Below are 20318 nucleotides of genomic sequence, written 5' to 3' on the forward strand. Positions count from 1 at the left end.
GGGCGCATCCCGGTCAAGATGGAAGCGCGGCGTGGTCGAATCGAGTCACCCGCGATTTCCTTTCGCCCATCATCGCTATCATGGTCATCCACTCCCCACGATGGAATGCGCCCCATGACGACGCCACATCGCACCGCCCTTGCCCTTGCCTGCATCGCCGCCGTCGTCGCGTCCGCGGCACATGCCAGCGACACCACCGAACTCACGCTGTACCGCAGCGACAGCGCCGCGCTGTATGCCGGCAACGACGGCGGCAGTGTCAACGACGGCTACGCCGTGGTGCGCGAACAGCGCACGCTGGATCTCGCCACGGGCACACATGATGTGGTGATCGGCGACCTGCCGAATTCGCTCGACGCCGAGGCGCTGGCGCTGGGCTTTCCCGACGGCAACGCGAAGGTGATCTCGCAGCGGCTGCTGCTGGCACAAGGCGCGAACGCGGCCTTGACCGGACTGGTCGGGCATGCGGTGGAAGTGCTCGGCGCCGGCGGCCTGCCACTGGCCAACGGCACCCTGCTGCGCGCGGGCGACGGCCTGCTGATAGACGGCATCACCGGCACCACACTGGTGCGCAGCTACGCCTCGGTACGCAGCACCGACGGCAAGTTCCCGCTCGGTTCCAGCCTGGCTCTGCGCGTGGACGCCGCACGCGCGGGCACGTCCCGCGCCGTGCTCAGCTATCCCACCTCGGGCCTGGGCTGGCGCGCTGCCTATGTGGCGACTTTGCAGCCGGGTGCCACCTGCCGCATGCAGTTCGAAGCACGCGCCAGCATCGCCAACCGCAGCGGGCGCGACTGGCACGATGCAAAGCTCACCCTGATCGCCGGCGAGCCGAACATGGCCAAGCCCTCGGCACCGCAACCGATGATGGCGATGGCACGCGGATTCAACGCGAAGGCCGACGCCATGCCGCAACAGGACAGCATCGGCGACTATCGCAGCTATGCCCTGCCCGGCGCGATCGAGCTGCCGGATGGCAGCGTCAGCCAGGTGCCGCTGTATGCCAGCCGCGCGATGGATTGCACGCGCACCGCGCTGTACGAGAACGGCGGCAGCTTCCAGCCGCAGCAGCCGATCGTGAACCGCGACTTCAACCAGGGCGGCGGCAACGCCGTCATCAGCACCCTGAAGCTGAAAGCCTTCGACAGCCTGCCGGCCGGCTACCTGCGCGTACTCACGGCCGACCGCAACGGCACGCCGCAGTTCATCGGCGAAGGCCGCATCGACGACACGCCCAAGGGCAGCGACGCCACGATCACCCTGGGCACTGCGTTCGACCTGCGCGCAGAACGCGAGCGCACCAGCTTCAGCATCGACAAGGCCGCCCGCACGATGGACGAAGGCTTCCGCATCAGCCTCAGCAACGCCGGCGACAGCCCGCGCACCGTGACGGTCCGCGAGCATCCCGGCCGCTGGCGACAGTGGGTGCTGCTATCGTCCACCGGCAAGCCCAGCCAGCAAAGCCCCGACACACTGGAATTCCGCGTCGAGGTACCGGCCAATGGCAAGGCCGTGCTCGACTACGCGGTGCGCTACAGCTGGACTGCCGACGAACAGCCGCAGTAATTTCTGACCGGAGTACTTCATGCTCAACCTGATTACCCATGCCAATGCGATCCGCGAGATCCAGCTCGCCCGGCCGCCGGTCAACGCGCTGGATCTGGACCTGGTGCGCGGACTGCGCGGCGCCATCGAAGCGGCCGTCCTCGACGACGCCCGCGGCATCGTGCTGTCCGGCGCGCAGGGCCTGTTCTCCGCCGGTGTCGACGTGCCCGCGCTGCTCGCCTGCGACCGGGCCGGCGTGCGCGAATACTGGCGCGAGTTCTTCGCCCTGTGCGCCACGCTGGCACGCTGCCCGATCCCGCTGGTCGCCGCGATCACCGGCCACAGTCCGGCCGGTGGCGCGGTCCTGGCGCTGTTCTGCGACTACCGCGTGATGGCTTCTGGCCCATTCCGGATCGGCCTCAACGAAGTGCAGGTGGGCCTGATCGTGCCCGAATCGATCCAGCTGGCATTGCGCCGAATCGTGGGCACTTACCGTGCCGAACGCCTGCTGGTGGCCGGGGCGATGATCGAATCGGACGCGGCACTGGCCTGCGGCTTCGTCGACGAACTGACCGGCGTGGACCAGGTCGTTACCCGCGCCCTGCACTGGCTGGGCGAGCTGCTGGCGCTGCCGTCGAACGCCATGCTGACCACCCGCCGGCTGGCCCGTGCCGACCTGGCCGGCGCCTATGCCGACGTCGACGCGCTGCCGCTGGATGAATTCGTCGACGCGTTCTTCCATCCGGAAACGCAGGCGGTGCTGCAGGCGCTGGTGGCGAAACTGAAGAGCAAGAGCGAGAAGTGAGTGGCGAGGAGTGAGAAGAGAAAGTGGGAGTCGATAGCTCTATCTCGCTTCTCACTCCTCTTCACTCACTCCTCGCCCTTGGCCACCGGCCGCGACGGGTCGCTGACCCAGCCGCTCCATGACGGCGCGTACAGCCGCGAGCCGTGCAGGCCGGCATGTTCCATCGCCAGCAGGTTGTAGCAGGCGGTGACGCCGGAGCCGCACATGTGCACGACCTGGTCGGGCGTGGCGTCGCCCAGCACCGCCGCGAATTCCTGGCGCAGCTGCGCCGGCGACTTGAAACGGCCGTCGGCCTGCAGGTTGTCGACGTACGGGCGGTTGCGGGCGCCGGGCACGTGGCCGGCGGCGCGATCCAGCGGCTCGACCTCGCCGCGATAGCGGGCGCCGGCACGGGCATCGATCAGCAGCGGCGCCGGCGCGGCATGCAGGGCCACGTGGTCGACGATCACCTGGCTCGCGTCGCGGGGCAACGCCACCTCGGTCGTCGCACGCGGATGGACGTCCGTTTCCAGTGGCAGGCCAGCGGCCTGCCATGCGGCGATGCCGCCATCGAGCACCGCCACGTTGTGCACGCCGGCCAGTCGCAGCAGCCACCACAGACGGGCTGCCGCCAGCGCGCCCGGGCCAGCGTCATAGCAGACCACCTGCAAGCCCGGCTTCCAGCCCCAGCGACCGAGCACGGCGTTGAAGGCCGACGTCGACGGCAGGGGATGCCGGCCCAGTCCCTCGGGCACGCGCGACATGTCGGATAGATCGCGTTCCAGATCGGCGAACACCGCGCCGGGAATGTGGCCGGCCAGATAGGTGCGCTCGCCTTGCGTGCGGTCGGCCAGGTCGACGCGGCAGTCGACGACCAGCACCTCGTCGGACGACAGCGCGGCCAGTGCATCGACATCGATCAGGGTGGTCTTCAGCGTCATGTCCGTCCCATCCTCTGCAGCAGGTTGTGGAGCATCGAGGCGGTGGCGCCCCAGATGCGATGACCGCCGTGGACGAATTCCACCATCGGCCGGGTCTGGCCGCGGAACTCCATCGTGTAGCGGCGCAGGTTGGCCGGCTCCAGCAGGAACGCCAGCGGCACTTCGAAGACTTCGGAGACTTCATCGGGCGCCGGATACAGCTGCGCACCGACGTCGATGCTGGCCACCACCGGGGTGATGCAGAAGCCGCTGATGGTCTCGAAACGGTCGAGGTAGCCCAGCGGCTTCACCAACTGGCGATCCAGCCCGATCTCCTCTTCGCTCTCGCGCAGCGCGGTGGCCAGTGCGTCGTCGTCGGCGGGATCGGTGCCGCCACCGGGAAAGGCCACCTGGCCGGCGTGTGCCTGCAGGTTGTCGTTGCGCACGGTGAGCACCAGCCGTGGCTGCACGCCTTCGCGAAAGCCCACCAGCACGGCCGCCGGCCGGCGCTCGGTGGTGCCCAGCAGCTGCGTCATGTCCGCATGGTTCCAGCCCGGGCCGGTCGGCGGCGACGACAATGGCAGCAAGGCGTCGATCAGGCCATCGATGCGGTCGTCGATCATGGTTGCCGGCGCAATGGCAGGACCTGCTGCATCACGTACCGGCGTTCGGCCTGGCTCATCATGCGCCAGCGGCCGATCTCCTCGCCGCTGCGCTGGCAACCGATGCAGTAGCCCCGCGGGTCCAGCCGGCAGGTGCCGATGCAGGGCGTCAGCGGGGCATCGGGGGCGGCATCTTCAGCGCGGGCGGGATCGTTCGACATGACCCCGGGATGTTATCACCGCAGGGGTCACGGCCGGGCCGGATCGGACTTGATCGCCAGCAGTTCGATCTCGAAAACGAGTGCCTCGTTCGGACCGATGCGCGGCAGCGCGCCCGCCTCGCCGTAGGCCAGCCGCGGCGGAATCACCACCTTCCAGCGGTCGCCGGTATGCATGCGGGGAATCACGTCCTGCCAGCCGGGAATCACCTTGTCGACGCTGAAACTGACCGGCGCCCCATGTGCCCAGGTGCTGTCGAACTCGGTGCCATCGATCAGCATGCCGCGATAGTTCACCGTGACCAGGCTGGTCACGGTGGGACTGACCTTGCCGTCACCCTTGCTCAACACCCGGTACTGGATGCCCGACGGCAACTGCACCACGCCGGGCTGCTGCCGGTTGCTGGCCAGGTAGGCGGCGCTCTTGCGTGCATTCGCCGCGGCGATCCGCTTGAACTCGCTCAGTGCCTCGGCGTGCATCTGCTGGTCGAGGCGCTGCAGCTGCTGGTGCATCTCCTGCATCGACACGCCGGGCCGCCGCCTGGCGTAGGCATCCTCGATCGCCTTCACCAGCACCGGGATCTCCACATCGGGCTTGCCGTCGGCGAACTGGCTGCCGATCTGGTAACCGATCGCGTACGACAGGCTGGCCTTGTCCGTTCGCGCCGGTGCCGGAGCAGCGCTCTGGGCGCAGGCCGCGCCGGCAACCAGCAGCAGGCCGAACGCGGCGCAACGCAGATGTGTGATGCCTTGTTCCACCGATCCTTCCTCTCGCCGGTGCGAGCCTTGATCCCGAGCAAACATCCTAAGCGGTTCGCGCGGCCCGTGCAGCGGATCGCGCCCGTGGCTTGAGAAACCCGGCGGCGGCAAAGGTTCCCGCTGCTACCATCGGCGGCTTGCCACTGTTAGGAGCCAGCCATGGCCTATCGCAATCTCGAAATCGGCAACCGCGGTGCCGTGCGCACCATCGTCGTCAACCGTCCGGACAAGCTCAACGCATTGAACCGCGACACCTTGAACGAACTGACCCTCGCCTTCGCGCAGGCCGGCCAGGACGACGCCGTGCGCGTCGTGGTGCTGACCGGCGCGGGCGAGAAGGCCTTCGTCGCCGGCGCCGACATCGCCGAGATGAACGGCTATACGCCGGTGCAGGCCCAGGGCTTCTCGCGTACCGGCCAGCACCTGATGAGCTCGATCGAGCGGCTGGGCAAGCCGGTCATCGCCCGTATCCAGGGCTTCGCACTGGGCGGCGGCATGGAGCTGGCGATGGCCTGCCACCTGCGTGTGGCCAGCGAGAAGGCGAAATTCGGCCAGCCGGAAATCAACCTCGGTCTGATCCCCGGCTTCGGCGGCACCCAGCGCCTGCTGCGCCTGGCCGGCCGCGGCGCCGCGCTGGAACTGTGCCTGACCGGCGCGGTGATCAACGCGCAGCGCGCGTTCGAGCTGGGCATCGTCACCCGCGTGGTCGCGCCCGAGGCGCTGGACGAGGCGGTCGACGGGCTGGCCGATCAGCTGGCTGCTGCCGCGCCGTTGGCCGCGGCCGGCATCCTCGACGCGGTGCTGCAAGGTGGCGAAACCGCCATCGACCAGGGCCTGGAATTCGAAACCCAGGGCTTCGCGCTGGCGTTTTCCACCGAGGACATGCGCGAAGGCACCGGTGCGTTCCTGGAAAAGCGCAAGGCGGAGTTCAAGGGGCGCTGAGCCCCCACGCAGGGCAGGCGCTGCCTGCCCTACTTTCCGGCTTCGTCGAACTTCTTCTCGCCCGCGGTCACCGCCAGCTTCAGGCGATTCTCCGGCGGCGCCAGCGGGCAGACCACGTGCGGCGTGACCGCGCACGGCGGGTTCTCGGCCAGGTTGAAATCCAGCACGAGCTTGCCGTTCTTCGGCGCGGCCGCGTACAGGAAGCGGGCGCCGCCATAGGTCAGCTTCCCCGCCGTGCGGTCGCTGAAGACGAAGAACAGCCGGCCGTCCTCTTCGATCGGCAGCAGCTCGTAGCTGCGGCCGTCACGCCGGAATACCGCCTTGCCGGCGATCGGCGTATCGCTCACGGTGCCGGTGACGTAGGCCATCTTCAACGTGTGCGACGGCTTGAACGGCACCCAGTCTGCCTCGATCCGCCAGGACGGATCGATCGGGAAATAGTCGAAGCCCGGGAAGTGCGTGCGCAGCGGCGCGTTGTTGTCCTTCACCCGCAAGCCGCGCTGCGCGCCGTTCTCGATCACGTAGAGATAGCTGCTGCCGAAACCCACCCGGGTCGGTCGCTGCTTGCCGTCGGAACCTTGCGTGCGCAAGATGTTGTCGATCGCCGCCGGTGCGCCGTCGACGGTGATGCCGCGGGTATCCGCCAGATGCAGCCTGACCTGCCCGTCCGTCGCCAGCTCCAGCACGCCCAGGTGCGCAGGGGCACCGGAGACGGGGAAGTGGTTGTCCGGCGCACTGCCCACGCTGTTCGATCCGGGCTCCAGCCAACCCGACGCAGTCAACGCCAGATAGCCGTCCATCTGCCTGAGTTGCTCGACCCGCTCGCTGCGCGCGCGTTGCACCGAGGCGACGTAATCAGCCGGCGTGGCCGCCGGCGCGGAGAATGCCAGCCACAGGCCCAGCGCGACCAGCGCGCTCCTTTCAGTGATGCGAGCCACGATAATTCTTCTCGCCCGCGGTCACGCGCAGATCCAGCCGGTTCTCCGGCGGCGCCAGCGGACAGGTGGCGAAACCGGTGAACGCGCACGGCGGGTTGTAGGCCTTGTTGAAGTCCAGCACGACTTTGCCGTCCTTCGGCGGGTCGATGTACAGGAATCGCGCCGCGCCGTAGGTTTCCTTGCCGCTGGTACGGTCGGCGAAGACGATGAAATACTGCGCGTCGCCCGGTTCCTCGATCACCGGCAGCAACTCGAAATGCTTGCCGTCGCGGGTGAACTCCAGCTTGCCCGGCACCGGGTACTTGTCGATGGTGCCGATCACCGAGCCCATCTCCAGCGTCTCGCCCGGCTGCGCCGGCACCCAGGTCGCCTCGATCCGCCAGGAGGGATCGATCGGGAACGAGTCGATGCCGAGGAAGTGCTTGCGCGAGGGCGCTTCGCTGTCCTTCACTCGCAGGCCCTTGCGGCCGTCGCGATCGATCACGTAGAAGCTCACCGTGCCGAACGCCACCTTCGTCGGCGCCGCCTCTGCGGTGGCGTGCGCATCATCCACCAGCACCGCTTCGCTGACGGCCTTGCCGTCGATCGTGGCGTGGCTGTCCTGGTCCAGCGCGATTCGCATGCTGCCATCGGTCGCCAGCGTGACCACACCGAGATGGGCCGGCCCGGCGGTCAGCACGATGTCGTTGTCGGCGGCGCTGCCGACCCGGTTGGCGCCCGGCTGCAGCCACTCCAGCCCGATCAGGCTGAGCCAGCCGTCCGCGGCGGTAAGCCGTCCCACACGGCCGGCATGCCACTGTTCGATGCCCTGCGTGTAGTTATCGATGTCGGTGGCGTGCACGGTAGCGACTCCCAGAATGGCGGCGGCAACAAAAAGGCTGTTACGGAGCATCGGTTTCTCCAGTGAAACATTTCTCGACGGCGCGTCAGCGACCGCGCATGAACAACCGGTCCAGCTCGGGCAGGCTCAGTTGCACCCAGGTCGGACGCCCATGATTGCATTGTCCGGAACGCTCGGTCGCCTCCATTTCGCGCAGCAAGGCATTCATCTCGGGCAGGGTCAGGCGCCGGCCGGCACGGACCGAGCCGTGGCAGGCCATGGTGGACAGCAGTTCGTTTTCCAGTTCCTGCAGCCGACGCGAGCAGCCGTGCTGGGCCAGTTCGGACAACACGTCACGGCTGAGCTGGGCCACGTCGGCACCTTCCAGCAGCGCCGGGATGCGCCGCACCACGATCGTGGCCGGGCCGCTGCGCGAAAGTTCCAGGCCCCAGTCGGCCAGCGCCTCGGCGTGTTCCTCGGCGGCGGCGGCCTCTCTGGCGCTGACTGCCAAGCTCAACGGCACCAGCAGCATCTGCGAGCGCAGGTTGCTGCCGACGCGGCCGGACTTCAGCTTCTCGTAGGTGATCCGCTCGTGCGCCGCGTGCATGTCGACCAGCACCAGCCCGTGCGCGTTCTCGGCCAGCACGAAGATGCTTTTCAGTTGCGCGATGGCGAAACCCAGCGGCGGCGCCTCGCCTTCGGCCGACTCCGGCAGCGGCGCCGCAGCCGCAGGCACGAACGAAGGCTGGCCCAGCAACGCGGCATAGTCGGCCAGTGGTTCCTCACGCGTGCCCAGGCCCAGCCGACTCTGGCTGGACGCACTGGGCCACGCTGACGGATACGCGGCGGCCACCGGCGCCGGATGGGCCTGGGCCGGCATCGGAACAGCTTCCGTCACCGGCAGCGTGCCCAGCCCCGCCCGCGTCTGCGCCAACGCCTCGTGCAGGGTGCGAAACAGGAAGTCATGCACCAGCCGCTGCTCGCGGAAGCGCACCTCGTGCTTGGCCGGGTGCACGTTCACGTCGACGCCGGCCGGGTCCAGCTCCAGATACAGCACGAACACCGCATGGCGGCCGTGGAACAGCACGTCGGCATATGCCTGGCGCACCGCATGGGCCACGATGCGGTCGCGCACCAGCCGGCCGTTCACGTAGAAATACTGCGAGTCGGCCTGCGCCCGCGACGCGGTCGGCAGGCCGACCCAGCCGGACAGGTGCAGGCCCGCCGCCGCGTGGTCGATACGCAGGCTTTGCGCCGGAAATTCATCGCCAAGCACCTCGGCCACCCGTTGCAATTGCGCCTGCTGATCGCGGGCGGCCTTCCAGATGCGCACCGGCTTGCCGTTGTGGCTGAGCCGGAATTCCACCGAGCCGCGGGCCAGCGCCAGCGACTTCAGCAAGTCGTCGACATGCGCGAACTCGGTGCGTTCGGCACGCATGAATTTCCGTCGCGCCGGCACGTTGTAGAACAGGTCGCGCACCTCGACGCTGGTGCCGGAAGGATGCTGCGCCGGGCGCGCCGCCTGCAGCTTGCCGCCGTCGACCTCGATGCGGAACGCGGCGTCCTGGTCGCGCACGCGCGAAGTCAGCGCGAAACGCGACACCGACGATACCGAGGCCAGCGCCTCGCCCCGGAAACCCATGCTGGCGACATGCTCCAGGTCGTCGAAGCTGCCGATCTTGCTGGTCGCGTGCGAGGCTACCGCCAGCGGCAGCTCGTCAACATGGATGCCGCCGCCGTCATCGCGCACCCGGATCAGTCGGGCGCCGCCGGCCTCGATATCCACCTCGATGCGCGTGGCCCCGGCGTCGAGGCTGTTCTCGACCAGTTCCTTGACCACCGAGGAAGGCCGCTCGATGACTTCGCCGGCGGCGATCTGGTTGATGAGTTCGGGGGGAAGCAGGCGGATGACGGTCATCCGCCAACTTTAAGGCAACGCTGATCAAGTATCACCACCGTCACCCACCCTCTCTGTTCGCAGACCACAGGGCCGTCGGCGAAGGCAGACTGGCCGTCTGTCGAGACGACGGACCGAAGGTATGCGGACAGAGAGAGTGGGCCTCAACTTCTTGAATTTGAAATGATGAGGTGATGACTGGAAGGCCCGCAGCCGATGCCGCGCATCTTGGCAAGACGGCCAGTCTTGCCAGCGCCACGCAACATCACCTGCGAGCCTTCCAGTCATCATGACGGCGGCGATACTTGATCAGCGTTGCCTTGACAGCGAACAACCGCAATGCCGCGGGGCACGTCAGCCGGCGGGAATGGTCAGCGTGGTGCCGGCGCGCACCGTATTGCTGCTGATCTGATTCGCGTTCTTCAGCGCACCGACGCTGACGCCGTACTGGCGCGCGATGCTGCTGAGACTTTCGCCACGCCCGACCTTGTGCACGTCGCGCCCGGACGCCTTGCCGGACGACTGGCTGGCGCCGGACGCCAGCTGCACGCCGTTGCGTCGCGCCGCCTCGGCAGCAAACCAGGTGCCCGGCGGCGGGGTCGATTCGAAATAATTCTTCACGCCGCCCATGACGGCTTCGGCGAGCCTCTTCTGGTGTGCCGGATCGCGCAGCTTGCGCTCTTCGGCCGGATTGCTGATGAAGGCCGTCTCGACCAGGATCGACGGCACGTCGGGCGAACGCAGCACCACGAAATTCGCGCGCTCGACATAGCCGCGATGGGTCGGCCCCAGACGCCCCAGCGCCTGGAGCACATTGCCGGCGATCATGTCGCTGGCCTGTATCGCCCAGCCCTGCTGCATGTCCAGCAGCACCTTGGCCAGGCTGTCGTCCTTGTCGTCCAGCGAAGTGCCACCGATCAGGTCGGCGCGGTTCTCGCGATCGGCCAGCCAGCGGGCAGCCTCGCTGGTCTTGCCGCGCGGCGACAGCACCCACACCGAAGAGCCCTTGGCGTCGCCGCTGGTGAACGCGTCGGCGTGGATCGACACGAACAGGTCGGCATTGTGCTCGCGGGCGATCTTGTAGCGCTGCGCCAGCGGAATGAAGAAGTCGCTGTCGCGCGTCAGCACGGCCTTCATGCCGGGCTGGCGATTGATCTCGGCGGCCAGCTCGCGCGCCACCGCGAGGGTGACGTTCTTTTCCAGCGTTCCGCCCGGACCGTGCGAACCGGGGTCCTTGCCGCCATGACCGGCGTCGATCGCCACCACCACCTGGCGCTGGCCGTTGAGCATCGCGGCCGCCTGCTCGGCGGCGACCCGGCGGCTGTGCGTGGGATTGCTGTAGGTCTCGATGGGGGCCGGCTTCGCGACCGCAGCGGCAGTCACCGGGGCTTTCGGCGCCGGCGCGGCACTGTCGGCAGCGACATCATGTTCGACCTCGGCGGCGTTGTCGGCCGGATAGAAATCCAGCACCAGCCGATAGTCGCCCTCATCCTTCGGCTTCAGCAGGAAGCTCTTCAGCCGGCTCGACGGATCAACCCTGGCGGTCAGCTGCATGCCGGTACCGAGGCGGGAATGCGTCATGCCGTGGAACAGGCCCTGCGCGGTCGGGGCGGAAAAATCGCGGCCGGCATTGCTGTCCGGCAGCTCGATCAGCACCTGGCCATGATTCTGGCTGATCTTGTACTGCAGCGGGCCGGACGCGTCGAACACCACCCGCGTATAGGCCGGGCCGGCCCAGACGCGGACATCCTTCAATTGCGCGGCACCGGCCGCGCCCAAGGGCAGCAGCGTCGCGATCGCGACGGCACACCAGCCGATCCGGTTGTTCAGGCAAGCCCTCATGCTCCGCATTGAAACGCAGGGTGACGCGCTTTGCAAGATCTTTTCCCTTGAATATCCATGACCTGCGCGGCATTTGTCAGGTGAGATCAAGCTATGGGATGCAACTCCTGCTTTCGGCGCGAGCCCTCCGGCCCCAAAACCGGATCAGGTTTTCCCAGCGAAAAGAATTACTTGGCGATCCTGTCGAGCAGGCTTGCGCCACGTCCGCCAAGGGCGCGCAGCGAGGCCTGACGACCAGCCCCGGCGTAGTCCAGGGTCACCGCAAGATCCGCCGCGGGCAAAGCCCCGCTGCCGCGCTCGGGCCATTCCACCAGCACCACGGCGTCGGGGTCGGCCAGCGCGTCCAGACCCAGCCACTCCAGTTCGCCCGGATCGGCGATCCGGTACAGGTCGAGGTGCCACGCCGGCCGTCCGCCTGCCGCATAGCCTTCGATGAGGCTGTAGGTGGGGCTCTTCACCCGCTCACCGACACCCAGCGTCGTCAGCAGGGCCCGGGCGAAACTGGTCTTGCCGGCACCGAGCGGGCCGTGCAGGTAGATCACCAGCCCGCCGTCCAACGCAGCCGCCAGGCGCGCGCCCAGTGCCGCGGTGGCCGCCTCGTCGGCAAGCATCCAGGTCGACGTCGCATCCGCCGGTTCAATCATGGTCACGTTCATAGCCCGTCATGCCATTGCCCAGTGCCCGCAATGGCGCCAGCAGGTCGCTGGCCAGCAAGCCGCGCTCCCCCTGCCGCGCCGCCCGGTCGCCGGCACGGGCATGCAGGCCCGCGCCAAGTCCGGCCGCCTGCCACGCACTGCAGCCTTGCGCCAGCAGTGCCGCCACGATGCCGGTGAGCAGGTCGCCCATGCCGCCGCTGGCCATGCCCGGGTTGCCCCACGGACAGACGTCCAGACGTCCATCCGGATCGGCCACCAGACTGCCGGCACCCTTGAGCACCACGACGGCGTGGTAGCGCCGCGCGATTTCGCGTGCCGCGGCAAAGCGATCCTGTTCGACCTCGCCGGTGGTGACCCCCAGCAGACGCCCGGCCTCGCCCGGATGCGGCGTCAGCACGGTCGGCGCGGTGAATCGACGCGGTTCGCGCGCCAGCAGGTTCAGGCCATCGGCATCGAGCACCAGCGGCCTGTTCGCGTCCAGCGCGGTCAGCCACAGGGCGTGACCCCAGGCCGCCTGGCCCAGCCCCGGGCCCAGCGCCAGCACGCTGGCACGGTCCAGCTGCGCGGCCAGCGCCTGGGGGCCGTCGACACCCTGCGCCATCAGTTCCGGTCGCGCCGCGTTCAGCGCGAACACATGCGCCGCCCGCGTCGCCACGCTGACCAGCCCGGCGCCGGCGCGCAGCGCCGACTCCCCGGCCAGGTGCACCGCACCGGCCATGCCATGGTCGCCGCCGATCACCAGCACGTGGCCGTAGTTGCCCTTGTTGGCGTAACGGTTCCGTGGCGGCAGCGACTCGGCGACCAGCAGGCGGGCATCCGGCGCCGCCGCCGTGCAGACGCTTTCAGGCACGCCAAGGGTGGCCAGTTCGAGCACGCCGACGTGATCGGCGGCGCGCCCGGTATGCAGGCCGCGCTTGCCGGCGATGAAGGTCACCGTGACATCGGCGCGAATCGCCGCAGCGGCACAGCTGCCGCGATCGGCATCCAGCCCGCTGGGCACATCCAGCGCCAGCACCGGGCGACCCCGCTGGTTGATCGCCTCGATCAGGCGTGTCGGAGCCGCCCCGGGCGCGCGGTTGAGGCCGATGCCGTACAGCGCATCCACGTGCAGTTCCGCTTCGGGAAGCACGGCCTGTTCATTCCAGATCAGCACCTGCCCGTCCGCGGATTCCCATGCCGCGCGCGCCACCGCCGCGTCGCCATGCGAGCTGGCCGTCAACGCCACCATGTCGACCTGCAGGCCCGCCTCGCGCGCCAGCACCCCCAGCAGGAATCCATCGCCGCCGTTGTTGCCGGGGCCGCAGTGGATGCAGACGTGCTGCACCTGCGGCCAGTGCCTTCGCAGGCTGCTCAGCGCGGCGCTGGCCGCCCGCCGCATCAGTTCGGGCCCGGAAATGCCCAGCGCCGACAGCGCCGCGTGCTCGATCGCGCGCAACTGGTCGACGGTATGCAGGTTGCGGCTGGTCGGGTGGACGGACATGCGCGAATTATAGGCATGCGGCGCACCTACAATAGCCGGATGTCCGACATCGACACCCGCTCCCCCGACTACGCCGCGCTCGCCCGCGACATCAAATGCTGGGCGCGCGAACTGGGTTTCGCCGACACCGGCATCAGCGGCACCCGGCTCGCCGACGACGAGAAGCATCTGCTGAGCTGGCTGGATCACGGCCACCACGGCGAAATGGAATACATGGCCCGGCACGGCACCAAGCGCGCCCGTCCGGCCGAGCTGGAGCCGGGTACGCAGCGGGTCATCTCGGTGCGCATGGATTACATCCCGCCGGGCACCGCGAACGCGTGGGGCGTGCTGAAGGACGCCGAGGCCGGTTACGTTTCCCGCTACGCGCTGGGGCGCGACTACCACAAGCTGATGCGCGGCCGCCTGCAGAAGCTGGCCGAGCGCATCCACGGCGCCATCGGCGATTTCGGCTATCGCGCCTATGTGGACTCGGCGCCGGTGCTGGAGAAGGCGCTGGCGCGCAATGCCGGCATGGGCTGGATCGGCAAGCACACGGTGCTGATCAACCGCAACGCGGGCTCGTACTTCTTCCTGGGCGAGCTGTACACCGACCTGCCGCTGCCGGTGGACGAGCCGGCCAGCGCGCACTGCGGCAGTTGCACGCGCTGCATCGAGGTCTGCCCGACCCAGGCGATCATCGGGCCGTATCAGCTCGACGCCAAGCGCTGCATCTCCTACCTGACGATCGAGCTCAAGGGCAGCATCCCCGAAGAACTGCGCACGCCGATGGGCAACCGCATCTTCGGCTGCGATGACTGCCAGCTGGTCTGTCCCTGGAACAAGTTCGCGCAGACCACCACCGAGGCGGATTTCGCGCCGCGGCACAGTCTGGATGGCGCAAGGCTGGTCGAGCTGTTTGCCTGGAGCGAGGACGAATTCCTCAAGCGCACCGAAGGCATGGCGATCCGCCGCACCGGTTACGAAGGCTGGTTGCGCAACATCGCGGTGGCGCTGGGCAATGCGCCGCAGTCGGCCGCCGCGATCGAGTCACTCAATGCACGCGCCGACGATCCCTCGCCGGTGGTGCGTGAACACGTGGCCTGGGCGCTGGCGAAGCAGCGCCGGTGACGCTCAGGGCCTGTGAAGAAAACCACGGCCTGTGATTTTCTTCTATCGCGAGTCCGGCGCATGTCCGGACTTGCTCACATGAAGCCGTCACTTGCGTGACTGCTTCATGTCCGGCCATCGGGCAACCGCTCCTGCGTTGCCTCGACTCGGGCATCCATGCCCTCGCCCTGACCGGCCTGAGAAGTTGAAACTCACAACTTCTCAGGCGTCGGCCATCTGTTTCGGGATCGAACGATTGGTGTGGCTGATGCGGTTGCCCGGGCCGGCGGCGACATAGACGCAGGTCGGCTGGTAGTTCTCCAGCTCGGCTTCGCTCAGCTGCACGAAGGCGGCGATGATGATGATGTCGCCAGCCTGGGCACTGCGCGCGGCGCTGCCGTTGACCGAGATGATCCCGGAACCTTCCTCGGCGCGCAGCGCATAGGTGACGAAGCGCTGCCCGCTGTTGACGTTCCAGGCGTGGATCTGCTCGTACTCGCGGATGCCCGAGGCGTCCAGCAGCAGACCGTCGATCGCGATCGAGCCTTCGTAGTGCAGTTCGGCGTGGGTCACCGTGGCACGGTGGATCTTGGCCTTGAGCATGTTCAGGTGCATGGGAATCTTTGTTTCCGGCAGGGTCAGCCTGCAAAGTCGGACATTATCGAACTGCTGACGCTGCATCGCAACATCAGCCACCCGACCCCGGATATGCGGTCACCTCAGTCGAACAGCAAGTTGTCGATCAGGCGGGTGCTGCCCAGCCGGGCGGCCACCAGTGCAATCAGCCCGCCAGACTCGCCGTCGGCCGGTGCGGCCAGGTCCTCGGCGCGACGGATCACCACGTAGTCCGGTACGAAGCCCGCACGTTGCAGGCGCGCCGCGGCGGTCTGCTCGATCGCCTGCCACGGATGTCCCTGGGCCAGCAGTTCGCGCATTTTCTGCAGAGTGTCATGGATCAAGGGCGCACGCGCACGCTCCTCGGCGCTGAGGTACTGATTGCGCGAGCTGAGCGCCAGCCCATCTTCGGCACGCAGGATCGGCGCCGCCATCACCTTCAACGGCAGGCCCAGGTCGCGCACCATCCGCTCGACCACCTTCAGCTGCTGGAAGTCCTTCTGGCCGAATACGGCCACGTCCGGCTGCACCAGGTTGAACAGCTTGCACACCACGGTGGCCATGCCGTCGAAGTGGCCTGGCCGATGGGCACCCTCCAGCTCGTCGGTGATCCGCGGCACGCGCACGCTGACGCTGTGCGCGGCGCCGAACGGATAGATCGTGGCGACTTCCGGTGCGAACAGCAGGTCGCACTCGCTCTCGGCCAGCGCGGCCTGATCCTGCACCAGGGTGCGCGGATAACGGTCGAAATCCTCGTTGGGACCGAACTGGGTCGGGTTGACGAAGACACTGGCGACGACCCGCTCGGTCCGCGCACGCGCCAGCTTGATCAGCGACTGGTGACCGGCGTGCAGGTTGCCCATGGTCGGCACGAAACCCACCGTCTGGCCCTGCGTGCGCCAGCCACGGATCGCGGCCCGCAGCGCGGGGATGTCTTGTACGGTCTGCATGATCGGTCGACTCGCAGCCCGGTTGAAACGGGCTCAATGAAAACGAAGGTCAGTTGAAACAGTGTTCGGGCGCCGGGAAGACGCCGCTGCGCACGTCCCCGGCGTAGGTGGCAATGGCCGCGGCGACAGAATCGCGCCCGGCCAGGAAATCCTTGCTGAATTTCGGTCGCTTGCCCGGGGTGATGCCGAGCATGTCGTGGATCACCAGCACCTGGCCGTCGCAATGCGGGCCGGCGCCGATGCCGATCACCGGAATCGAAAGCGCCTCGGTCACCCGCCGCCCCAGTTCCACCGGCACGCCCTCCATCACCAGCAGGTCCGCGCCGGCGGCCTGCACCGCCAGCGCCTCGGCCAGCACGCGGTCGGCGGCGGCCTGTTCGCGTCCCTGGATGCGGAAGCCGCCGAACTTGTGCACGGATTGCGGGGTGAGTCCCAGGTGCGCACAAACCGGGATCGCCCGTGCGCTCAGCGCCGCGATTGCCTCCAGGATGTGCGGCGCGGCGCCTTCGATCTTGACCATCGCCGCGCCCGCTTCGCCGACCAGCCGCGCGCCTGCTTCCAGCGCATGCGCCACGTCGCGATCGGCCATGAACGGCAGGTCGGCCACCAGCATCGTGGCGGCCAGCCCGCGAGCCACCGCGGCGGTGTGGTAGACCATGTGATCGAGCGTCACCGGCAAGGTGCTGCGATGGCCCTGCACCACCATGCCCAGCGAGTCGCCGACCAGGGCGATGTCGATGCCGGCCGATTCCAGCTGCCAGGCGAAGCTGGCGTCGTAGGCGGTGAGCATCACGATGCGCCGACCCTCGGCCTTCATCGCAAGCAGGCCTGGCACGGTCACCGGCTTGCGGTCGGGGACACTGGCGTTCTGCACGTACACGGCAATTCCTGATGGATGCTGGGCCGCCGATTATCCGGCGCGCCACGTTGAGGGCTCAAGCCACGCGTTCACAACCGGACGGATCGAGCCGGGCCAGTTGCTCAGCCACGGTAGCCTGTCCAGCCAGGCGCAGGGCGGGCGCAATGTCGCACAAGGGCAGCAGCACGAAGACCCGCTCGCCCATGCGGGGATGCGGCAGGGTCAGGACGGGGTCGTCGAGCTGCACGCCGTCGACATGCAGCAGGTCCAGATCCAGCGTGCGCGGGCCGTTGCGCTCGGCTCGCACGCGACCGGCGCGCTGCTCGATGGCCAGCAGCGCGTCAAGCAAGCCATGGGGCGAGAGTTCCGTGTCCAGCTCCACCACCGCGTTGATGAAGGGCGGCTGCTCCAGCACGCCCCACGGCGGCGTGCGATACAGCGAGGAGCGCTGCCGCAGGCTGGTGCCGGGCAAGCGCGCCAGCGCGTCCACCGCGTCCAGCACCTGTTGCCGGGGATCGCCGAGATTGCTGCCCAGCGCCACGTAGGCCAGGCTCATGCGGAGCCTGATTTGTTGCCCGGCTTGCGGCGACGGCGGCGTGGACGCGGCGGCCTGGCCGCGACCGGTGCAGGGACGTAATCATTGGCGCCTGCCCCGCCACCGGCCGGCAGGGCCGAAGCCAGCACATCCTGCGGCAGCTGCTGCGCATGGGCCCACCACTGGCCCAGCTCACGCATCGCCGGTGACTCGTCGGCACGCAGCAGCAGGAAATCGAAGGCGGCGCGGAAACGCGGATGGGCCATCAGGCGGAATACGCGCTTGCGCTGGATCTGCTCGAAGCGCGGCTGCAGCGACCAGATCTCTTCCATGGTGAAGGTGAACCGGCGCGGGATCGCCACCCGCTGGCACTGCTCGCCCACCACCCGGGCGGCGGCCTGCGCCCAGGCCTCGTTGCTCTCGACGCCACGCCCGATCAACTGATGGGCCACGTCGCGCACTTCGCCCCACAACAGCACCGCGAACAGGAAGGCAGGAGTTACCGACTTGCCCTCGTGGATGCGGGCATCGGTATTGGCCAGCCCGTTCTCGACCAGCGAGCGCAGCGCATCGTCGCCGCGCCGGAGCGCTCGCGCGGTGGCCGGAAACAGGAACTTGAGCAGGCCGCAATGTTCCAGCATGCGGAAGCTCTTCAGGCCGTTGCCGGACAGGAACATCTTCAGTGATTCGTCGAACAGGCGCGCGGGCGCGGCGTCGGCCAGCAGCGGCCCCAGCGTCTCGAACGGCGCCATCGCGGCGGCGTCGATCTGCATGTCCAGCTTCGCCGCCAACCGGGCCGCGCGCAGCATGCGCACCGGGTCCTCGTGGTAGCGGACGTTCGGGTCGCCGATCAGGCGCAGCATCCGGTCCTCGAGATCCTGCATGCCGCCGACATAGTCGCGCACGGAGAAATCGCTGATGTCGTAATACATCGCGTTGACGCGGAAGTCGCGGCGGATCGCGTCTTCCTCGATGGTGCCCCAGATGTTGTCGCGCACGATGCGGCCATCGACGATGTGGCGGTCGCCCTCGCCGCCCTCCTCGCCGGTACCGCGGAACGTGGCGACCTCGATGATTTCCGGGCCGAACACCACGTGGGCCAGGCGGAAGCGGCGGCCGATCAGGCGGCAGTTGCGGAACAGCCGCTTCACTTCGTCCGGCGTGGCATCGGTGGCCACGTCGAAGTCCTTCGGCTGCAGCCCCAGCAGCAGGTCGCGCACCGCACCGCCGACCAGATAGGCCGTGTGTCCGGCCTCGTTCAACCGGTACAGCACGCGCAAGGCGGCCTTGCTGATGTTCTTGCGCGAAATGATGTGCTGGTCGCGCGGAATGATCCGCAGCGTCGGCGTGGCGTCAGTCCTTGATTGTAGATTCAAGCGGTGGGAATCCTTGGCGGGGCGAAGCTGCCCGTCGGTTGCAATATATCGCGGCACAGAGCAACGCGGGCCGCTCCGCGTGGCGCCGGACACGTGCACCGGCAGCAGGCCCGTTTCGGGCAACGCAGGCAGATGCACGGCAAGCATTGCCGGGCGAAACAATTCCGCTATACTAGCGCGCCTCGCTGCATAACGCTCCCTTCGTCTAGTGGCCTAGGACACTGCCCTCTCAAGGCGGGAACACGAGTTCGAGTCTCGTAGGGAGCACCATTGCGTGGCTTGTGCGATCGTCCATGATCGCTCCTGTCCGGACGATCCCGGATAGCATGGGTTGCTTGCTGTCGGCTGGATCAAAGGCGGCCATCCATGGCCGCACTCTTCACAAGAGCCGTACCATTACTCTACGAGAGCGCCTCGTCGGCCCTCACAAGAGCCTTTCGCCAGCCCCTTACTTACTACAGCCGAGTTGACTCCATGACCTTTGTTGTCATCGACAACTGCATCAAGTGCAAGTACACCGATTGCGTCGAGGTCTGCCCGGTCGACGCGTTCCACGAAGGCCCCAATTTCCTGGTGATCGATCCGGACGAGTGCATTGACTGCACCCTGTGCGAGCCCGAGTGCCCGATCAACGCGATCTATCCGGAAGACGACGTTCCCGCCGGCCAGGAAGCGCTGGTGGCGCTGAACGCGGAACTGGCCAAGGGCTGGCCGGTGATCACCGAGCGCAAGGATGCCCCGGCTGACGCGAAGGACTGGGAAGGCAGGCCCGGCAAGCTGGAACTGCTGCAGCGCTGATATCGGAGCGCGCCGACGCCCGATGCGAAAACGCCGCCCGAGGGCGGCGTTTTCAATGGCCGGACGGAAGACTCAGCCGCCCAGACGCGACTTCAGCGTATCCACGACCTTGCCCACCGCGGCCGGATTCCCGGTGGCACGCACTTCGCTGCCGCTGGCGCCGCTGGTGTTGATGCTGACCTGCACCTGGTGCGAGCCGGCGCCCGGCGCCTGCACCGCGCTGCTCTTGTCGCGACCGAACATGCGACCGAAGAAGCCCTTCTTTTTCTGCTGGGCGACGGCGTCGGACACGTTCAGCGTGTAGCTGTGCGCCGCATCGTCATGCGCGATCACCTCGCCGAGGTTGCCGCCTTCCAGCGCCTGGCCGACACGGCGATAGACGTTGTCGGCGCCATCGGCGACCACGAAGCCGTCGCTGATCTGGCCATTCGACGAACCGACCCTGGCCGTGGCGCCATTGGCGGTCGGCTGGTTGCCACCCGGCGGCGGAATCACCAGCGCCTCGGTGGTCGAGGGGCGGTCAAGCGTGGGCGGGACCTCCAGCGGGGCTTCCTGCAGCGCAGTCTCCCAGGCCTTGTGCGAACGGAATGCGCCGCAGCCGGTGAGCAGCAGGCCACTGAGGGCCACGGCCGGCAAGGCCACGAGGAGCGAAGTTTTCTTCATGTAATCGGATTCCGTAAGGTAAGTCAGGCA

At 67.9% G+C, this 20318-nt stretch carries 19 protein-coding genes, 1 tRNA gene and 1 pseudogene; 6 read left to right on the top strand and 15 right to left on the bottom strand.

Features of this window, described 5'->3' with window-relative positions; all coding sequences use genetic code 11:
- Positions 1-114 precede the first annotated feature (114 nt).
- Together UU7_RS05355 and UU7_RS05360 are read left to right on the top strand one after the other, a co-directional pair.
- Positions 115-1566 carry a DUF4139 domain-containing protein gene (locus UU7_RS05355; RefSeq protein WP_007806118.1) on the top strand — a complete coding sequence of 484 codons (1452 nt, stop codon included), beginning with the start codon at positions 115-117 and terminating at the stop codon, positions 1564-1566.
- 19 nt (positions 1567-1585) lie between these two features.
- The gene (locus tag UU7_RS05360; RefSeq protein ID WP_007806120.1) at positions 1586-2350 is read left to right on the top strand and encodes an enoyl-CoA hydratase/isomerase family protein; all 765 of its coding nucleotides are present in this window, start codon (positions 1586-1588) and stop codon (positions 2348-2350) included.
- 65 nt (positions 2351-2415) lie between these two features.
- Here UU7_RS05360 and UU7_RS05365 read toward each other — a convergent pair whose 3' ends face one another.
- From UU7_RS05365 to bamJ, 3 genes and pseudogenes are all read right to left on the bottom strand, one after another.
- The gene (locus UU7_RS05365; protein WP_007806122.1) at positions 2416-3270 is read right to left on the bottom strand and encodes a sulfurtransferase; all 855 of its coding nucleotides are present in this window, start codon (positions 3268-3270) and stop codon (positions 2416-2418) included.
- Positions 3267-4072, bottom strand: a pseudogene (locus tag UU7_RS05370) (NUDIX hydrolase). The gene UU7_RS05365 and the pseudogene UU7_RS05370 overlap by 4 nt, the downstream one beginning before the upstream one ends.
- Positions 4073-4099: 27 nt before the next feature.
- Positions 4100-4828, bottom strand: a complete 729-nt coding sequence (gene bamJ, locus UU7_RS05380; protein ID WP_007806123.1) for a BamJ family beta-barrel-assembly machinery protein — start codon at positions 4826-4828, stop codon at positions 4100-4102.
- 159 nt (positions 4829-4987) lie between these two features.
- Here bamJ and UU7_RS05385 point away from each other — a divergent pair, with 159 nt between their 5' ends.
- Positions 4988-5770: an enoyl-CoA hydratase/isomerase family protein gene (locus UU7_RS05385; RefSeq protein WP_007806125.1), complete on the top strand. Its 783-nt coding sequence runs from the start codon at positions 4988-4990 to the stop codon at positions 5768-5770.
- Positions 5771-5799: 29 nt separating this feature from the next.
- Here UU7_RS05385 and UU7_RS05390 read toward each other — a convergent pair whose 3' ends face one another.
- The 6 genes from UU7_RS05390 to UU7_RS05415 all read right to left on the bottom strand — a co-directional run bounded on the left by UU7_RS05390 (position 5800) and on the right by UU7_RS05415 (position 13403).
- Positions 5800-6708: a DUF1684 domain-containing protein gene (locus UU7_RS05390; RefSeq protein WP_007806128.1), complete on the bottom strand. Its 909-nt coding sequence runs from the start codon at positions 6706-6708 to the stop codon at positions 5800-5802.
- The gene (locus tag UU7_RS05395) at positions 6692-7600 is read right to left on the bottom strand and encodes a DUF1684 domain-containing protein (RefSeq protein ID WP_040672897.1); all 909 of its coding nucleotides are present in this window, start codon (positions 7598-7600) and stop codon (positions 6692-6694) included. The genes UU7_RS05390 and UU7_RS05395 overlap by 17 nt, the downstream gene beginning before the upstream one ends.
- Before the next feature lie 34 nt (positions 7601-7634).
- Positions 7635-9446 carry a DNA mismatch repair endonuclease MutL gene (gene mutL / locus UU7_RS05400; protein WP_007806132.1) on the bottom strand — a complete coding sequence of 604 codons (1812 nt, stop codon included), beginning with the start codon at positions 9444-9446 and terminating at the stop codon, positions 7635-7637.
- A gap of 333 nt (positions 9447-9779) precedes the next feature.
- Positions 9780-11267 (bottom strand): N-acetylmuramoyl-L-alanine amidase, encoded by a 1488-nt coding sequence (locus UU7_RS05405; RefSeq protein WP_007806134.1) that lies wholly within the window; start codon positions 11265-11267, stop codon positions 9780-9782.
- A 167-nt stretch (positions 11268-11434) separates the two neighbouring features.
- Positions 11435-11911, bottom strand: a complete 477-nt coding sequence (gene tsaE / locus UU7_RS05410; protein WP_007806136.1) for a tRNA (adenosine(37)-N6)-threonylcarbamoyltransferase complex ATPase subunit type 1 TsaE — start codon at positions 11909-11911, stop codon at positions 11435-11437.
- Positions 11904-13403, bottom strand: a complete 1500-nt coding sequence (locus tag UU7_RS05415) for a bifunctional ADP-dependent NAD(P)H-hydrate dehydratase/NAD(P)H-hydrate epimerase (protein WP_007806138.1) — start codon at positions 13401-13403, stop codon at positions 11904-11906. Before UU7_RS05415 ends, tsaE begins: the two co-directional genes overlap by 8 nt.
- A gap of 15 nt (positions 13404-13418) precedes the next feature.
- On the opposite strand from UU7_RS05415, the gene queG reads away from it, so the two are divergent.
- On the top strand, positions 13419-14513 hold the full coding sequence (gene queG / locus UU7_RS05420) for a tRNA epoxyqueuosine(34) reductase QueG (RefSeq protein ID WP_007806140.1): 1095 nt from the start codon (positions 13419-13421) through the stop codon (positions 14511-14513).
- 201 nt (positions 14514-14714) lie between these two features.
- Here queG and panD read toward each other — a convergent pair whose 3' ends face one another.
- From panD to pcnB, 5 genes are all read right to left on the bottom strand, one after another.
- On the bottom strand, positions 14715-15107 hold the full coding sequence (gene panD / locus UU7_RS05425; RefSeq protein ID WP_007806142.1) for an aspartate 1-decarboxylase: 393 nt from the start codon (positions 15105-15107) through the stop codon (positions 14715-14717).
- 104 nt (positions 15108-15211) lie between these two features.
- Positions 15212-16057 (bottom strand): pantoate--beta-alanine ligase, encoded by an 846-nt coding sequence (gene panC / locus UU7_RS05430; protein WP_007806144.1) that lies wholly within the window; start codon positions 16055-16057, stop codon positions 15212-15214.
- 49 nt (positions 16058-16106) lie between these two features.
- Positions 16107-16937 (bottom strand): 3-methyl-2-oxobutanoate hydroxymethyltransferase, encoded by an 831-nt coding sequence (gene panB / locus UU7_RS05435; protein WP_007806147.1) that lies wholly within the window; start codon positions 16935-16937, stop codon positions 16107-16109.
- Between the two features lie 55 nt (positions 16938-16992).
- The gene (gene folK / locus UU7_RS05440) at positions 16993-17472 is read right to left on the bottom strand and encodes a 2-amino-4-hydroxy-6-hydroxymethyldihydropteridine diphosphokinase (protein WP_007806149.1); all 480 of its coding nucleotides are present in this window, start codon (positions 17470-17472) and stop codon (positions 16993-16995) included.
- The gene (gene pcnB / locus UU7_RS05445; RefSeq protein ID WP_007806151.1) at positions 17469-18827 is read right to left on the bottom strand and encodes a polynucleotide adenylyltransferase PcnB; all 1359 of its coding nucleotides are present in this window, start codon (positions 18825-18827) and stop codon (positions 17469-17471) included. Before pcnB ends, folK begins: the two co-directional genes overlap by 4 nt.
- Positions 18828-19021: 194 nt before the next feature.
- On the opposite strand from pcnB, the gene UU7_RS05450 reads away from it, so the two are divergent.
- Both UU7_RS05450 and fdxA read left to right on the top strand, forming a co-directional pair.
- Positions 19022-19097, top strand: a tRNA-Glu gene (locus UU7_RS05450).
- Positions 19098-19301: 204 nt separating this feature from the next.
- Positions 19302-19625 (top strand): ferredoxin FdxA, encoded by a 324-nt coding sequence (fdxA, locus tag UU7_RS05455; RefSeq protein ID WP_007806153.1) that lies wholly within the window; start codon positions 19302-19304, stop codon positions 19623-19625.
- 72 nt (positions 19626-19697) lie between these two features.
- Here fdxA and UU7_RS05460 read toward each other — a convergent pair whose 3' ends face one another.
- Positions 19698-20288, bottom strand: a complete 591-nt coding sequence (locus UU7_RS05460) for a hypothetical protein (RefSeq protein WP_007806155.1) — start codon at positions 20286-20288, stop codon at positions 19698-19700.
- Positions 20289-20318: the final 30 nt, after the last annotated feature.

Source organism: Rhodanobacter spathiphylli B39, assembly GCF_000264295.1.
GTDB classification, from domain to species: Bacteria; Pseudomonadota; Gammaproteobacteria; order Xanthomonadales; family Rhodanobacteraceae; genus Rhodanobacter; species Rhodanobacter spathiphylli.

What these genes read in the sequence shown, in the direction of transcription:
- UU7_RS05355 (WP_007806118.1), top strand. Translation starts at nt 115, where the DNA reads ATGACGACGCCACATCGCACCGCCCTTGCCCTTGCCTGCATCGCCGCC.
- UU7_RS05360 (WP_007806120.1), top strand. Translation starts at nt 1,586, where the DNA reads ATGCTCAACCTGATTACCCATGCCAATGCGATCCGCGAGATCCAGCTC.
- UU7_RS05365 (WP_007806122.1), bottom strand. Translation starts at nt 3,270, where the DNA reads ATGACGCTGAAGACCACCCTGATCGATGTCGATGCACTGGCCGCGCTG.
- UU7_RS05385 (WP_007806125.1), top strand. Translation starts at nt 4,988, where the DNA reads ATGGCCTATCGCAATCTCGAAATCGGCAACCGCGGTGCCGTGCGCACC.
- UU7_RS05395 (WP_040672897.1), bottom strand. Translation starts at nt 7,600, where the DNA reads ATGCTCCGTAACAGCCTTTTTGTTGCCGCCGCCATTCTGGGAGTCGCT.
- mutL (WP_007806132.1), bottom strand. Translation starts at nt 9,446, where the DNA reads ATGACCGTCATCCGCCTGCTTCCCCCCGAACTCATCAACCAGATCGCC.
- UU7_RS05405 (WP_007806134.1), bottom strand. Translation starts at nt 11,267, where the DNA reads ATGAGGGCTTGCCTGAACAACCGGATCGGCTGGTGTGCCGTCGCGATC.
- tsaE (WP_007806136.1), bottom strand. Translation starts at nt 11,911, where the DNA reads ATGATTGAACCGGCGGATGCGACGTCGACCTGGATGCTTGCCGACGAG.
- UU7_RS05415 (WP_007806138.1), bottom strand. Translation starts at nt 13,403, where the DNA reads ATGTCCGTCCACCCGACCAGCCGCAACCTGCATACCGTCGACCAGTTG.
- queG (WP_007806140.1), top strand. Translation starts at nt 13,419, where the DNA reads ATGCGGCGCACCTACAATAGCCGGATGTCCGACATCGACACCCGCTCC.
- panD (WP_007806142.1), bottom strand. Translation starts at nt 15,107, where the DNA reads ATGCACCTGAACATGCTCAAGGCCAAGATCCACCGTGCCACGGTGACC.
- panC (WP_007806144.1), bottom strand. Translation starts at nt 16,057, where the DNA reads ATGCAGACCGTACAAGACATCCCCGCGCTGCGGGCCGCGATCCGTGGC.
- folK (WP_007806149.1), bottom strand. Translation starts at nt 17,472, where the DNA reads ATGAGCCTGGCCTACGTGGCGCTGGGCAGCAATCTCGGCGATCCCCGG.
- fdxA (WP_007806153.1), top strand. Translation starts at nt 19,302, where the DNA reads ATGACCTTTGTTGTCATCGACAACTGCATCAAGTGCAAGTACACCGAT.
- UU7_RS05460 (WP_007806155.1), bottom strand. Translation starts at nt 20,288, where the DNA reads ATGAAGAAAACTTCGCTCCTCGTGGCCTTGCCGGCCGTGGCCCTCAGT.